Raw genomic sequence first — 15,917 nt, forward strand, 5'->3', positions numbered from 1 at the left:
CGGTGTGCGGATCGGTACGCACCACCACCACGGCCTGCGCGATTCCGGGGCGGGCGAGCAGTGCAGATTCGATCTCGCCCAGCTCGATGCGCAGGCCGCGCAGTTTCACCTGGAAATCGGTGCGGCCCAGATACTCCAGTTCTCCGGCGCGGTTCCAACGGACCAGATCACCGGTGCGGTAGAGCCGGGCACCCGAGCCGAAGGGATCGGCGACGAAACGCTCGGCGGTGAGATCCGGACGTCGCACGTAGCCGTCGGCCAATTGCGTTCCGGCCAGGTACAACTCGCCCGCGACACCCACCGGAACCGGCCGCAGCCAGGCATCCAGCACGTACACGCGGGTGTTGGCGACGGGCCGGCCGATCGGCACGGTCGCGGTGTCGGCGTCGACCACCTCGTGGTAGGTCACATCGACCGCGGCCTCGGTCGGGCCGTACAGGTTGTGCAGCCGGGCCCCGGTCAGCGCCCGCAGCCGGTGCGCCACCTCGACCGGCAGCGCCTCGCCGGAGGCGAATACCGTCCGCAACGAGCCGGGCTGGGCGTGGGTGAGAAATACCGCCAGCATGGACGGTACGAAATGCGCCACAGTGACTCGCTCGGCGCGAATCACGGCGGCCAGGTAGCCGGGGTCGCGGTGCCCGTCCGGCCGAGCCACCACCAACCGCGCACCCACCTGCAACGGCCAGAACAACTCCCACACCGACACATCGAACGTCACCGGCGTCTTCTGCAACACCACATCATCGGTCGACAGCCCGTACTCCGACTGCATCCACACCAACCGATTCACGATCGCCCGATGACTCACCGCCACACCCTTCGGACGACCCGTCGAACCCGACGTGAAAATCACATACGCCACATGATCACCACCCAACGGCCGCAACCGATCCGCGTCCGTCACCGGTGCCGCCGAGTAGTCGTCGGTGTCGAACAGGTCGACATCGAGAACGGCGCAGTGGTCGGCGAATCCGTCGGTCTCCAGATCGAGTCCGTCCACGGAACGGGTCAGCACGCAGGCGGGACGGGCGGTGCGCAACACGTCGACAGTGCGCTGCGCGGGATGGTCGGGATCCAGGGGCACATAGGCCGCGCCCGCGGCGATCACCGCGTGCACGGCGACCACGAGATCGTCGCTGCGTCGCATGCCCACCGCGACCGTGCGGCCGGGCCCCACACCGATCGAGATCAGCAAGCGGGCCAGGCGGTTCACCCGCGCCGCGAATTCGCGGTAGGTCCAGTCGCTGCCCTCGTAACGCAGGGCGACGGCCTCCGGGCTGCGCCGCACCTGGTCCGCGAACAGCGCGGCCAGGGTCGTGGCCGGGATCGCGCGGTCGGTGTCGTTCCAGTCCACCAGAACCCGGGTGCGCTGGGCCTGCGACAGCAGATCGATCTCGCCGATCGGCCGATCGGGCCGGGTGACGACGGCCTCCAATACGGTGATCAGCCGGTGCGCGAAGGCCGCGACGGTCGACTCGTCGAACAGATCGGTCGCGTACTCGAACAGCGCCACCGCACTTCCGTCCGCCTGTTCCTCGACGGTCAGCTGCAGATCGAATTTGGCCGTGCCCGAGTCGAGTTCGATGGTCGTGGCGGTCAGGCCGGGCAAGCCCGAGTGCTCCGGCGCCGCCTGCCGCAGGTCCAGCATCACCTGGAACAGCGGGTGCCGCGCCGTGGAGCGCGGCGGGTTCAGCACCTCCACCAGCCGTTCGAACGGCACGTCGCGGTGGGCGAAGGCGCGCAGATCGGCGGCGCGGACCGCGGCCAGCAGGTCCTCGAACGACACCTCCGCGCCGACCTCGGTGCGCAGTACCAGGGTGTTGACGAACATGCCGACGAGCTCGTCCAGCGCGGCCTCACCCCGTCCGGCGACCGGAGTGCCGATCGCGATATCCCGCTGACCGGACAGTTTGGCCAGTAGCACCGCGAAGGCGGCGTGCAACGCCATGAAGAAGGTGCCGCCGGCCCGCTCGGCTCGGCCGCGCAGCGCGGCGACAGTGTCCCCGGCGACGGTGAACCGGTAGCGGGCGCCGTGCCCGGACGCCTGCGCCGGCCGCGGCCGATCGCTCGGGAGCGCGAGCACATCGGGCACTCCGGCCAGCTCCCGCTGCCAGAACCGGATCTGTTCGGCGATGGGCGAATTCGGGTCGTCCTCGGACCCCAGGGCGGATCGTTGCCACAGCGCGTAATCCGCGTACTGCACGGGCAGCGGCTCCCACTGCGGCGCCCGGCCCGCCGTGCGCGCGGCATAGGCCTGCATCAGATCGCGGGTCAGCGGTGCGATGGACCAGCCGTCGGCGGCGATGTGGTGAATCGACACCACCAGCACGTGCTGATCGGAGTCACAGCGCAGCAGGGCCGTGCGGATCGGCGCCTGCTCGCGTACGACGAATCCCGCCGTCGCCTCGGTCCGCAACCGCTGCGGCAGGTCCGCCTCGCGCACCGGCCGCGGAACCAGGTCCAGCTCCACCTCGTCCGCGGCCAGCACCTGCTGATGCGGAACGCCGTCGACGGCCGGGTAGCGGGTGCGCAGCGCCTCGTGGCGCTCCAGCACATCCCGCAGCGCCGCCGCGAGCGCCGGGATGTCCAGGTCGCCGCGCAACCGGATGGCGGTGCTCAGATTATCGACCGCGGAGTCGCTGTCGAACTGATTGCGAAACCACATGCGTTGCTGCGCGTAGGACAGCGGCAGCACGTCCGGACGCGGACCGGCGACGAGCGACCGCTGCCGCCGCGGCGCCGAATCGCGCAGTCGCCGAGCGAGACTCGCGACATCGGGATGTTCGAACAGCAGCCGAACCGGAACGTCGCGGTCCAGCGTCTCGGCCAGGCGCGCCGAAATCTGGGTCGCCACCAGGGAATTGCCACCCAGCGCGAAGAAGTCGTCGTCGCGGCCCACCCGGTCCACGCCGAGGACCCGCGCGAAAACGGCGGCCACGGCCTGCTCCTCGGTTCCGACCGGGGCTCGGAAGGTTCGCGTGGCGAGCACGGGCTCCGGAAGTGCGGCGCGATCGAGTTTGCCGGAGGCGGTCAGCGGCATGGCCGACAGACCGACATAGAGGCTGGGGACCATATAGGACGGCAGCCGGCCACGCAGGTGCTCCTCCGCCAGCGCCCGCGGATCGCCGGCACAGACCAGATAGGCCACCAGCAGATCACCGGTGTGATGCCGATACACCTGCACCGCGGCGGCGTCGATTCCCGGCGCCGACAGCAACGCGGCCTCGATCTCCCCCGGTTCGATGCGCTGCCCGCGCACCTTCACCTGGAAGTCGGTGCGACCCAGATATTCCAGGTCACCGGTGCGCAGCCGGCGAACCAGATCGCCGGTGCGGTACATCCGCGATCCGACCGAACCGTAGGGGTTGGCGACGAAGCGCTGCGCCGTCGGACCGGTGCGCCGCTGATAACCGCGAGCCACCTGCGCGCCGGCCAGATACAGCTCACCGACCACCAGATCGGGGACGGGACGCAGATGCCGGTCGAGCACCAGGACGTGGCTGTCCCGCACGGGCTTGCCGATCGGGACCGGACCCGGCCGGTCCACCGCCACCGGGGCGTGCGTGGCGTGCACGGTGAATTCGGTCGGACCGTACAGATTGTGCAGCGTCGCCGCGCTCACCCGGGCGAAGGCGGCGGCGACTTCACCGTTGAGCGCCTCACCGGCGACGAATACACAACGCAGCGTGCGGATATCGGCGGCCGATACGGTGCCAGCGAAGGTCGCCAGCTGAGACGGGACGAAGGAGGTCGCGGTGACGCCGTGCCGGGCGATCGTCGCGGCGAGATAGGCGCTGTCGCGGTGTCCGTCCGGGATTGCCACCACCATGCGCGCCCCGCTGTACAACGGGGCGAACAGCTCCCAGACCGAGACGTCGAAGGTCGCCGGAGTCTTGAACAGCACCACGTCGCGATCGCCGATTCCGTACTCGTCGACGATCCAGGCGATCTGGTTGTCCAGCGAGCCACGCTGGACGGCAACGCCTTTCGGTGTGCCGGTGGATCCGGAGGTGAAGATGACGTAGGCGGTGTTCGCGGCCCGCACCGGAGCGATCCGGTCGGCATCGGTGACCGGGTCGGCGGGCCCGTGGTCGAGGTCGAGCGCGTCGATCGCGATCCGGGGCACCGCCAAATCCGGCGCCGGGCCGGCGGTGAGCAGGCAGACCGGCCGCGCGACATCGACGATCCGGCGCAACCGGGCCACGGGTTGCTCCGGATCGATCGGCACATACGCACCGCCCGCCGCCAGGACCGCGGCGGCCGCGATCACCAGCTCCGCCGCGCGCGGGATGCCCAGCAGCACCAGCGATTCCGGGCCGACTCCGGCCTCGATCAGGTGGCGGGCCAGCCGGTTGATCCGGCCCGCCAGTTCGGCCCGGGTGAGTCGGCGATCGCCGTCGACGAGGGCCACCGCCTCCGGGTTCGCGGCCACCCGATCGGCGAAGACGGCCGATACCTCGGGCGCGGGCGCGACAGCGCGACGACGTCCGGCTTCGACCGAGGCGACGAGTTCGGCCGCACCCAGCAGCGTCAACTCGCCCACCACCCGGGTGGGGTCGGCGACGGCGTCACTCAGCAGACACCGCCACCAGCGCGCGAAATCGGCGATGGTGTCGGGGTCGAAAAGATCTGTGGCGTAGGTGAACTCCGCCGTGATCCCCGCCGGTGCCGGACCTTCCCCGGGACCGGCACCGGCGAAGCTTTCGGTGACCGTGAGTTGAAGGTCGAACTTGGTCACTCCCGCGTCCAGCGTACTCGTCCGCACGGACAATCCGGGTAACTCGACGGTGATGTCCTGAGTGTCGGCCACCCCCAGCATGACCTGGAACAGTGGGTGGCGTGCCTGCGAGCGAACCGGATTCAGGGCCTCCACCAGCTGCTCGAACGGCAACTCGGCATGGGCGAAGGCGCCCAGATCCACATCTCGGACCTGTTCCAGCACAGTGGTGAACGGCGCGTCGGATTCGACCCGGGTGCGCAGCACCAGGGTGTTGACGAACATGCCGATGAGGTCGTCCAGTTCGCGGTGGCCACGGCCGGCGACCGGCGTGCCGATCACGATGTCCGTGCCGCCGGAGATGCGCGCCAGCAGCGCGGCCAGCGCGGCATGCAGCACCATGAAGGTCGAAATCCCGTGCGCCCGGGCCAGTTCGACGACGCCCCGATGCAGGTCGGCGGGCAGCTCGAAGCGATGCGTGGCGCCCCGGCCGGTGGCGCGGGCGGGACGCGGGCGATCGGCGGGCAGGTCCAGCTGTTCCGGGATACCGGCCAATGTCCGCGTCCAGTATTCGAGCTGCTGGGCCGCGGTCGAATCGGGATCGACCGCCTCGCCGAGCCGTTCCCGTTTCCACAGGGCGTAATCGGCGTACTGCAGCGGAAGCGGGGCGAACTCGGGCGCGTGTCCGTCGCGGCGGGCGGCGTAGGCGAGGGCCACGTCCCGGGCCAGCACCGGCAGCGACAAACCGTCGGCGGCGATGTGGTGCAGCACGATCGCCAAGGCGTACTCGGCAGTCGCGTCCGGGCCGCCGGCTAGGTCGAAAAGTGTTGCCCGCAAAGGTATTTCGCAGGTCAGGTCGAAACTGCGCGCTGCCAGAGCGCGCAGTTCCGGCTCGAGGCGTTCGGCCGGGACGGCGACCACGGCGAAGGTGTCGGGCCCCACCTGCGCCGCCGGCAGGATGCACTGGCGCGCCACCACCTCGTCGGCGGCGGGGAAGATCGTGCGCAGCACCTCGTGTCGCGCCACCACGTCGGCCAGCGCCGCCCGCAGTGCGGCGGTGTCGACGGGTCCGCGCATCCGGACCACGAACGGCATGTTGTACCCGGCGCTGTCACCTTCGAACCGGTTCAGAAACCAGATGCGCTGCTGGGCCGGCGAGAGCGGCAGGATCTCGGGGCGGGGACGGGTCGCCGGTGCGCCGGTCGCGACCATGTCGTCGGATTCGAAGGACCGGTCGATCAGCGCGGCCAGCGCCTCGACCGTCGTCGCTTCGAAGAGATCCCGCACCCCGAGCGCACATCCGAGATCGGCGTTCAGACGGGCGGCCACCTGGGTGGCGACGAGCGAATTGCCACCGAGAGCGAAGAAGTCGTCGTCCAGGCCGATCCGCTCGCGGCCGAGTACCTCGCCGAAGATAGCGGCAACGGCCCGCTCGGAAACCGTCACCGGCGGGCGGTGCGCGCCGGCGCTGCGCTCGGGCGCGGGCAGTGCGCTGCGATCGAGTTTGCCGGAGGCGTTGACCGGCAACGCGTCCAGCAGCACGTAGGCCGCCGGAACCATATAACCGGGCAGTTCTCGGGCGGCGGCGCCACGTACCCGCGCCAGGTCGACCGCGCCGGGCGCGGTCTCGACCAGATAGGCCACCAGTTGGGCGCCGGCCCCGGCATCGTCGCGCACCACGACGACCGCGCGCGCGACGCCCGGCACCGCGCCGAGCACCGTCTCGATCTCGCCGAGTTCGATGCGCAGCCCACGCAGTTTCACCTGGAAGTCGCTGCGGCCCAGATATTCCAGTTCGCCGTCGGCGGTCCATCGGACCAGATCGCCGGTTCGATACATCCGCCCCCCGGGGCGGGCATCGGAGGCACTGCCCGCGAACGGGTCGGCGACGAACCGTTCCGCGGTCAGCTCCGGCCTCCCGACGTAGCCCCGGGCGAGCTGAACCCCCGACAGATACAGCTCACCCGGGACGCCGACCGGCACCGGCCGCAACCGCGCGTCGAGCACGTACAGCCGGGTGTTGGCGACCGGTGCGCCGATCGGCACACCGGTGGTATCGAGCGGTCCGACCCGGTGCGCGGTGACATCGACCGCGGCCTCGGTGGGACCGTAGAGGTTGTGCAATCCGGCCTGCGGCGCGGCAGTCAGCAACCGCTGGGCGAGCGGTCCCGGCAGTTCCTCACCGGAGGCGAAAACCAGACGCAGCGTGGACAGTTGGGAGTTTTCCGCGGTCGCGCCGAGGAAGGCGGCCAGCATCGACGGCACGAAATGCACTGTCGTGACGTGATATTCGGCGATGACCGAACGCAGATACGCCGGATCGCGATGCCCGTCGGGTGCGGCCAGGACCAGGCTCGCACCGACCTGTAGGGGCCAGAAGAACTCCCAGACCGAGACGTCGAAGGTGGCGGGGGTCTTCTGCAACACCACATCATCGGCGGTGAGCGGGTAGGCGTGCTGCATCCACGCCAGCCGGTTGACGATCGCGGCATGCGGTACCGCCACGCCCTTCGGCCGACCGGTGGAACCGGAGGTGAAGATGACGTAGGCGGGATGCTGCGGCCGCAACGGCGCGATCCGTTCGGCGTCGGTCACGGCGGCCGTGGACCGTGCCGACAGCTCCAGCTCGTCGATATCGATCCAGTCCGCACCGCCTGCGCCGCGGTCCCGGCTCGTGGTCAGCACGCACACCGGGCGGGCCGTGTCGAGGACGTAATCGATTCGGCCGGCAGGATGGTCGGGATCGAGCGGGACGTAGGCCGCACCGGCGACGAGCACCGCGTACATCGCGACCACCAGCTCCGGAGAACGCCGAATATGCAGTGCCACCGTGGTTTCCGGACCGACGCCGCGCTCGATCAGTTCCCGGGCGAGCCGGTTGACCTGCTCGGCCAGCCGGCCGTAGCTACGCGCGCCGGGTCCGCGCAGCGCCGGCGTGTGCGGTGCCCGCGCCACCTGACGCTCCCACATCGAGACCAGGGTGGCGTCCGGACTCGCGATCTCCAGTTCGGTGGCATTCCAGATCCGCAGCGTGACCTCGCGCTCCAGATCGGTGGTGACCTGCACCGAGGACAGCGGCCGCTCGGGGTCCAGATGCACCAGCCGTTCCAGGAAACGAAGGAAGCGGGCGTGATGCCGGGCGAGATCGTCGGCCCGGTACAGATTCGGATTCGCTTCGAAATCCACGTGCACGCGGTCGCTGTCGCCGTAGTACACGTTGAGGCTCATATCCTCGACCGGCCCGGTCGAGAGCACGTGATAGCGGCCGACGGTATCGCCCAGGGTCAGGTCGCTGCGGAACAGCATGATGTTGGCCAGCGGACCGAACAGTGCCCGGCGGGTCGCCAGACCTTCCATCCCGGCGTCGCGGCGGATGTCCTCGTGCCGGTAGCGCTGGTGCCGCAGCGCACCGGCGACCTCGATCCGAGCCTGCTGCAGCAGCTGGGCCCAGGTGGCGTCGCCGATCCGCAGGCGCAGCGGCACGATATTGGACAGCATCCCCGCCGACCGCCGCATCACCGCGGTGGTGCGGGCGGTGACCGGCAGGCTCAGCACCGCCTCGTCGCGTCCGGTCACTCGCGCCAGATAGGCCGCGAAGGCGGCCAGCAGCACCACCGCGGCGGACGAATCATGCGCTGCCGCAAGGTCGTTCATCCGGGCGGCGACCCGTTCGGACAGGCCGCGACCGTAGACCAGATTGCCCGCCGCCCGGGGCGCGCTGCGACCGTTGAGCGTGGTCGCGCCGTCCAGGTCCCGGACCCGCTCGGCCCAGTACTGTCGATCGGCATCGAAACGGGTGCTGTCACGGTAGCCGCGCTCACCCGCCGCCAGGGATTCGAGACTGCCGGGTTTCACCGGTTCGGGTTCGGCGCCGCGCAGTTCGGCGGTGTAGCGCTCGGCGACGCGCACGGTGTTCGTCAGCGCCCCGAAACCGTCGAGGACGATGTGGTGAGCGCGCAGATACCAGAACCAGCGCCGGTCACCGACCCGCAGCACCGCCCCGGCGAAGAGCCGGTCGGTGAGCAGATCCACCGGCGCGGTGTAGTCCGCGCGCATCCACTCGTGCGCGGCGGCCACCGGATCCGGGGCATCGCGCAGGTCCACCGGCACGATGTCGACCGGCAGCCGCGGGTCGACACATTGATACGGTTCACCGGCGTTCTCGCCCAGGCGCACCACGGTGGAGCCGAACTCCCGGGCGGCGTCGATCGACACCTTTTGCAGGATTTCGACGTCGAGATCGCCGTGCACATCCACGTACTGGGCGATATTGATCGGAGTCTGCGGATCGAGCAGTTGCGCGTACCAGACGCCGAGCTGTGCGGGCGTCAACGGGAACGGCGACGGATCCGCTGTGTTCTCGGTGCCGCGTCGTTCCTCCGGACCGAAACCGCTCAACTCCGAACCCTGCACCAGAGCCTCCTCGATTGACGAAATACCCAGCGACCGAACACTTTCGGGCAGCACGAAACAGGCCCCGGACGCGATACGAAGGCGCGACGGCGGCACGGCCACAGCTGGTTCGGCGAATCCACCTCACGCGCGTCGGCGTAGGTGTGAAAGATCGAAATAGATTGTGTCTCAGTAACTTCGGTGAACCGAGTCGGTCACCAACTCATCCTCGAACTCGACTTCCTCCAACGTCGCGGACCACGAATTCCGCGTCCTCGTCTCCTGCATCGGCCGGTGGCGACGGGCGCACCGGGTCATGCAGCGAACACTAGGCGGAAGAGTAATAAAAAGGAACGAGATCCTTCAAAAAAAATCGGACCAACGTCCAACTTCACCGATATCCGGGCAGAGATGTGCCCGAAACCACACTGTGACCTATCAGTGTGAGACGGGACACTTTCAGTCGCGGAGCCTACGAGCCGAAACGTTGCATTTGCGTTGCATCGGCGCCCATCCGCCGGTCGAGCACTCGGATCTTCGCCTCGATCTGGGCATACAGCGCGGAATCGCGGTCGGCGGTGGCTCGGTAGGCCACCCATGCGGCGGCGTCGTCACGCCCTTCCGCCCCGGAGGTCCAGCGGCCCAGCACCGCCGCATCACCGGAACGCAACACCGCGGTGCGTAACCGCACTCGTAATTCATCGCGGATATCTATGACTCCGGGAGCCGTCGAGCGGGGCAGCACCGGTCCGGTGTAATGGCGGACCGCGCTGTGCACATCGCCGGAATCCAGCGCGGCGCGCAGGGCCTCCACATCCGTGGCGACCGGCACGCGCAGCCGATAGGGCCGCGAGCCGAAGACGTCCGGGCCGACGACGGCCCGCAGCCGCGACATCGCCGCCCGGATCGTCGCGTTGTCCAGGTCGGTGTCGTCCAGGAGCAGGGCGAGATGATCGGCGGACAATCCCTCGGCATGTTCGGCGAGCAGCAGCAGGATCTCGGCATGCCGCTGCGACAGGGCGATTCGCTCACCGTCGACGGACAACTGGGGCTGTCCCAGACCCAGCACCTCCAGCGCCAGCCGTCCCGACGAACGCGCCGGCGCCGAATGTGCCGCCACCGCACGGCGATCCGCGCCGCGTTGTTCGGTGCGCACGGCCGACAGCACCAGATCCATCTCGGCCGCCGTCGCGGCGGCCTTCACCAAGGCCAGAATCTCCGGGCGCGCCACCCGGACACCGCCCGCGATCATCAGCACCCCGACCAGCCGGCCGTCCGGATCATGAACGGGCGCAGCGGCTCCCGTGATCCGGTGCATCCGATGCAGGAAATGCTCGGGGCCGTGAATCCAGGTGGCCCGGCCGGTGCGAACCACCAACCCCACGGCATTGGTGCCGACCCGGCGCTCGGACAGATCGTCCCCCTCACGCAGACCGACCTCCGCCGCGGCCGCCACCCGGTCCGGATTGCCGTGGACCGAAAGCACCCGGCCGAACTGGTCGGCGACCACCACGATCAGACCGATCCCGGTCGCATCCTGCAGCAGTAACTTGTCGACCAGCGGCATCACCGCGGCGATCGGATGGCTGTCGCGATAGCGTTGCAGATCGGCGCCGCGCAACCCGCGCCCGTCGACGGCATCCAGCGGATCGACTCCCCCGCGCAGACTGCGCAGCCAGGATTCCAGCACCAGCGGTCGCAGCAATCCGGGCAACTGATTGAGCTGGTCGCCGCCCAGACCGAGATAGCCGTGGGCCTGCGCGGCATAGGCTTCCAGCGCACCGAGCTGTGTCCCGGGCTCGACCCTGTGCCCCGGACGATTGTCGCCTGTAAGATTGCTGACCATTTGCCTTTCTTTCCCGCTCCACACTGTACCGGCGGGTCGGAAACGGCACGGGTGAAGCTACGGTTTGTCCGGCACGTCACACCGGGTGCAGACCCCGGCAAAATGTGAGGTAGACGGCATAACCGCGCGGGTTGTGACGCGGGCCATCAGTGCCTGGGCACCGCCGGGCGCAGCGCGGCGACATTACGGGCGCGGATGGCCCCGGACCACAGCCCGGTGCCGTAGGCGAGGTCGTCGAGCCGCTTGCACAGTAGATATCGCAACGGATCCAGACCACCGGCCTCGCGATGGGTGAACCAGTCGGCGAGCCCGTCGGCGATCGCCATGGCCACCGCCAGCCGCCGAATTCGGCGGGAGGCGATCATCGCCAACACGGTCACCGGCCAATAGTCGCGGCACAGTGCCGAGACGATGCGCCACACCCCGGCCGAGAATCCACGCGCCAGATGAATGGCGGCCACCCGGGTGGGGTTGTCGAGCTCGGCGAACACCCGCCGCAGCCGCAGCAGGGCGGCGGCCAGGGTGGCCAGGCCACCGAGGACGCCGGTACGCGACGCGGTCGCCAGCAGCGCGGTCGCCGCGACCGTCCAGAACGGCACCGACAACGGGGCCACCATCCCGGCGTGCCGCCGTGCCAGCGGTGCGGCCCCCGCCCCGTGGGAAACCTTGCGAGCGAACCACTTTCCGAACGAGGCGGGATGGTCGCGCGCGACGTGCGCGGCCGGTTCGTAACGCAGCCGCCAGCCGGCCCGTTCGAGCCGCCAGCACAGATCGATGTCGGCTGCCGAGCGCATCTGTTCGTCGAAGCCGCCCTCGGCCAGCAGCGCCTGCCGCCGGACCAGCAGCGCGACCCCGGGAGCATAGGACACCGCGCCTCGCGAGCTGACCGCGGTTTCCCGCCGGCCGAAGTCCAGCGTCGACCGGGTGCTCTCGTACCGGCCGAGGACGCTGGTGTCCGGCTCGCGCGCGATGATGCGCGGTGCGACCAGCGCGACCTCCGGATCGCTGAAATGCCCCAGCATCACCTCGAGCCACCCCGCCCGCGGCACCACATCGGAATCCAGGAAGGCGACGAATTCGGTTGCCGCGGCCCGCAATCCGGCATTGCGGGCGGCCACCACCCCCTGGCGCGAATCGTGGCGCAGCACCGTGACCCGGCAACGGCCGCCGGTGCGCGGAATTCGAACCGGCCGGTCGGAACCGTCGTCCACGACCACCACGCTGTGCCCGCGCAGCGTGGACAGCAACCGCTGCAGCCCGGCGGCGTCGTTACAGTGCGGGACCACGACCGTGACATCTTCGGGGGACGGCAGCAGACGCGGACGCGGGTTGGCCACGCCGGAATCGAGCAGCCGTCTGGCAACCACCGCGGACTGGGGATCCGTCACTTCGAGATACCCGTCACCGATCAGGGCGGCCGCCTCCGGAGCAAGCTTCAGCAACCTCGTCGGCGAGCCACCGACCAAGAGCCGTCCACCGGAGTAGGTGCGCACCCGAGGATCGATTCGCACCCCGAACCCGTTGGGCAGTCGATCATGGCGCATTCCAGGAATGCTATGCGCTAACCTCTCGCCGGGCATCCCGTGTCGCGAAAAACGGACCGAATTCGATACGAATCCGCCCGCCACCCACCGGCTCCGGCGCCGTCTCTTGTCAATGGCCGTCGACGCTAACCGGCTATCGCACGGCAACATTCGTCGAGCGGTAGCCGAGATGTCGCACGGGGTGCGGTAGTTCACCCTCGGCTAATTCCGAGTTCGAGGGCGCGAGGCCACCCGCGGCCCGCACCTGCCTGTAGCGAACCGCCGCCGCGAGCGCGCACTCTAGACTGCGGATGGCAAGCATGTTGAACAGCAGGTGACGGGTCCGCGTCGGGCTGCGACAGGTCTCGAGGTGGCATGGGAGTCGGACGAATGCAGACGAGCGGGGGCGGCAACACACTCTCGGAAGCCGAGATCGTCGAGGCCGCATTGCGCGTGGTGCGCGCCGATGGGGTGGAGAAGCTGTCGATGCGCCGGCTCTCGCGCGAACTCGGCGTCTCCCCCATGGCGCCCTACTACTACGTCGCCGACAAGCGGGAGCTCCTGGATCTGGTGGCCAGCGCCGCCCTGACCGGCGTACGCACCCCACCGCCGGAATTCGGGACCTGGCAGCAGCGGCTGCGCGCGCTCATCGATCAGATCGACGAGAAGCTGCGGAAACACCCCGGCCTGGGTGACGTGCTGATCGAACAGACGCTGGGTAAACAGCTCGATCTGATCGCGGCTGTGATGGAAATCCTGTCCGATGCCGGGTTCGACGATCGCAATGTGCTGGCCGCCTATGCGACCATTCACACCTATCTGTTCGGCCGGGCCCGGGTCAATCCGCGGGATAGATCCGCCCTGGTCGACATGCCGCTTCCCGAAGCCGTCGAGCGGGCCGTCAAGCATATGAGCGACCTGCGCGGAAAGTACTCCTACGACTTCGGCATGGATGTGCTGATCGCCGGGCTCGAGGCCCAGCTTGTCCGGCAGCGGGACGGCCACGTATCATAAATTAGAACACGTTCTAGTTTGGTCGCCGTGCCGGCACGGCGACACCGTGACACCGCTGAACGCTCGGCCCGAGAGGACACCATGACCACCGTCGATCCCGTCGTACCGCACAGCTCACGATCGGCCGTGCTGCGGGTCGCCGCGGTCGTCACCGAGACGGCCGACGCCTGCTCGCTGGTTTTCGACGTGCCCGAACAGCTGCGTGAGCGGTTCGCCTACCAGCCCGGGCAGTTCCTCACCCTGCGCATCCCGAGCGAGCTCACCGGCTCGGTCGCGCGCTGCTATTCGCTGGCCAGCTCACCGCACACCGACGACCGGCCCAAGGTCACCGTCAAGCGCACGGTCGACGGGTACGCGTCGAACTGGGTGTGCGACAACGTCAAAGCCGGCGACGAGATCGAAGTGCTGCCACCCTCCGGTGTCTTCACCCCGAAGGATCTGGACGAGGATCTGCTGCTGTTCGCGGCCGGTAGTGGCATCACACCGGTGATGTCGATCCTGAAGTCGGCGCTGGCCCGCGGCACCGGTCGCCTCGTGCTGGTGTACGCCAACCGCGATCCCGAATCGGTGATCTTCGCCGAGGAGCTGCGCGAACTCACGGCCAAGAATCCGCAGCGGCTGGTCGTGGTGCACTGGCTGGAGACGCTGCAGGGGCTGCCCACCACCGACAGCCTGGCCACCCTGTGCGTCCCCTACACCGGCTACCGCGCGTTCATGTGCGGACCGAAGGCGTTCATGGACCGGGTGCACGACGCGCTCGGGCAGCTCGACGTGCCACGCAGCCGCACCCACGCCGAGATCTTCAACTCGCTGTCCGGCGATCCGTTCGCCGACAACGCACCGGCCGAGGTGAGCGAGGAGGACGCCGCCGACGCCGCCACCGTGGAGGTCGAACTCGACGGACAGACCCATTCGTTGGCCTGGCCGCGCCGGCAGACCCTGGTCGACATCATGCTCGCGAAGGGTCTGGACGTGCCCTACTCCTGTCAGGAGGGCGAATGCGGTTCCTGCGCGTGCACGGTGCTGGAAGGCAAAGTGGAGATGGACAATTCGGAGATTCTCGATCCGGAGGACATCGAAGCCGGCTACATCCTCGGCTGCCAGGCACATCCGGTCACCGACCATCTCAAGATCCAGTTCTGAGCTCGCGGGCGGCCGGTGTCAGCGCCGAGCTCGATACGCCGCCCGCAGCGCGGGTTCCAGCTGCTCGGTCGCATAGCTCAACGCCGTGCGGCCCATGTCCGGAGCGTGACGGTCCAGGAAGTCGATCAGTAGCGCGCGGTCGATACGTTTACCCACCTCACGCAGCATCCAGCCGACCGCCTTCTGGATCAGATCGCGCCGGTCGCCGAGCAGCCGGGCACTCAGTTCGATGGTGGTGGACGGGTCCCCGGCCTTGATGAAGGCGAAGGTGGTCAGCACCGCCACGCGACGCTCCCACAGCGAATCCGCCTGCGCCAGTTCGTCGAGCAGATTCCGCGAACGGTTCAGCAGCCACGGACCCAGGATGTTCTCGGCCGATACGTCGACCAGGTCCCAGTTGTTCACCCGGCCGCCACGCACCGCGCGCAGATACATCTCGACGAGGTCGCGCTGCGCGCTCTCGTCGTAGCTGCGCGGCTTAACGGCTCGCGCCATCGCGGAATTCGCGATCACCAGGGCGGCGAACCGATGCTCGTGCACCGGGCTGTCGAGCAGGGCCTCGATCTCCGAAATGGGCAGCGCGGCAAACCGTCCGGCGATCGCCCGCAGCTGCGGCACGGTCACCCCGACGAAGACGTCGCCCTCGCCGTACTCACCGGGTCCCGTCTTGAAGAACCGGCGCAGCCCGGCCACCCGTTCGGGATCGGCCGCCGCATCGACCGCGCGCCGCACCTCGGCAGCGGTGAATCCGGTACTCATCCCACGTCCCGCGGGACGGGCTCGGACGCCATCGTCGTATCGACCACGGGGAGAGTATCGCGCACCCGAGCCCGTCGGCCGGCTCGCTCGTCCGGCCTAGTTGGCGGAGATACGCTCTGCCCGCGATACCCGGGGCCGGCCCGAAACCTCGTCCGCGGGAATCACAATGCGCCAGCTCGGCTGCCGCGCGGGCCGCACCGGCGGCCGCCCCGGGGCGGTTCGCGCGGGATCACGCCGAACGGCGTTACGCGCCGGCGCGCGACGCGCGGGCGGAACGGGCGGCCCGACGGGCGCGACGACCGGCGCTGCCCAAGTCGACGCGGCGGCCGCAGGCATCGGAACGAGAGGCTCCGGCACGGGCACCGGCGCGACGGGTGCCGGTGCACCACCGGTCGCTACCGGCACGACTGCCGGTTGTGGTGCCGCAGCCGGTACCGGTGGCGCGACGGCCGGTCCCGGCGCGGCGACCGCGTACGGCTGCATGGGTGCCGGTGCGACAGCCGTCGGGCCGGGCGCCACCGAT

Annotated in this window: 6 protein-coding genes (1 of these 6 cut by a window edge); 2 read left to right on the plus strand and 4 right to left on the minus strand. The window is 69.3% G+C overall.

Features of this window, described 5'->3' with window-relative positions:
- The 3 genes from ON37_RS22935 to mftF form a co-directional block, all read right to left on the minus strand.
- A protein-coding gene (locus ON37_RS22935; RefSeq protein WP_083893226.1) for a non-ribosomal peptide synthetase crosses the window boundary here: on the minus strand, window positions 1–9,130 show its 5' portion. It extends 8,540 nt beyond the left edge of the window; only the first 9,130 of its 17,670 coding nucleotides appear in the window; it begins with the start codon at window positions 9,128–9,130; its stop codon lies off the left edge, out of view.
- A gap of 451 nt (window positions 9,131–9,581) precedes the next feature.
- Complete coding sequence (locus tag ON37_RS22940) at window positions 9,582–10,955, minus strand: GAF domain-containing protein (protein ID WP_040722206.1); 1,374 nt, start codon at window positions 10,953–10,955, stop codon at window positions 9,582–9,584.
- A 146-nt stretch (window positions 10,956–11,101) separates the two neighbouring features.
- Window positions 11,102–12,499 carry a mycofactocin biosynthesis glycosyltransferase MftF gene (gene mftF / locus ON37_RS22945; protein WP_040722208.1) on the minus strand — a complete coding sequence of 466 codons (1,398 nt, stop codon included), beginning with the start codon at window positions 12,497–12,499 and terminating at the stop codon, window positions 11,102–11,104.
- A 369-nt stretch (window positions 12,500–12,868) separates the two neighbouring features.
- On the opposite strand from mftF, the gene mftR2 reads away from it, so the two are divergent.
- Together mftR2 and ON37_RS22955 are read left to right on the plus strand one after the other, a co-directional pair.
- Window positions 12,869–13,492 carry a mycofactocin system transcriptional regulator MftR2 gene (gene mftR2 / locus ON37_RS22950; RefSeq protein ID WP_051031942.1) on the plus strand — a complete coding sequence of 208 codons (624 nt, stop codon included), beginning with the start codon at window positions 12,869–12,871 and terminating at the stop codon, window positions 13,490–13,492.
- 81 nt (window positions 13,493–13,573) lie between these two features.
- A complete protein-coding gene (locus tag ON37_RS22955) occupies window positions 13,574–14,635 on the plus strand; it encodes a ferredoxin--NADP reductase (protein WP_040722210.1) in 1,062 nt (353 codons plus the stop codon).
- Window positions 14,636–14,653: 18 nt separating this feature from the next.
- Here the strand turns inward: ON37_RS22955 and ON37_RS22960 are convergent, their stop codons facing one another.
- Entirely contained in the window at window positions 14,654–15,394 is a 741-nt protein-coding gene (locus tag ON37_RS22960; RefSeq protein ID WP_040722212.1) for a DNA alkylation repair protein, read from the minus strand.
- Window positions 15,395–15,917: the final 523 nt, after the last annotated feature.

It is taken from the genome of Nocardia veterana NBRC 100344, assembly GCF_000308855.1.
Lineage (GTDB): Bacteria > Actinomycetota > Actinomycetes > Mycobacteriales > Mycobacteriaceae > Nocardia > Nocardia veterana.

What these genes read in the sequence shown, in the direction of transcription:
- ON37_RS22960 (WP_040722212.1), bottom strand. Translation starts at nt 15,394, where the DNA reads ATGAGTACCGGATTCACCGCTGCCGAGGTGCGGCGCGCGGTCGATGCG.
- mftR2 (WP_051031942.1), top strand. Translation starts at nt 12,869, where the DNA reads ATGCAGACGAGCGGGGGCGGCAACACACTCTCGGAAGCCGAGATCGTC.
- ON37_RS22955 (WP_040722210.1), top strand. Translation starts at nt 13,574, where the DNA reads ATGACCACCGTCGATCCCGTCGTACCGCACAGCTCACGATCGGCCGTG.
- ON37_RS22940 (WP_040722206.1), bottom strand. Translation starts at nt 10,955, where the DNA reads ATGGTCAGCAATCTTACAGGCGACAATCGTCCGGGGCACAGGGTCGAG.
- mftF (WP_040722208.1), bottom strand. Translation starts at nt 12,499, where the DNA reads ATGCGCCATGATCGACTGCCCAACGGGTTCGGGGTGCGAATCGATCCT.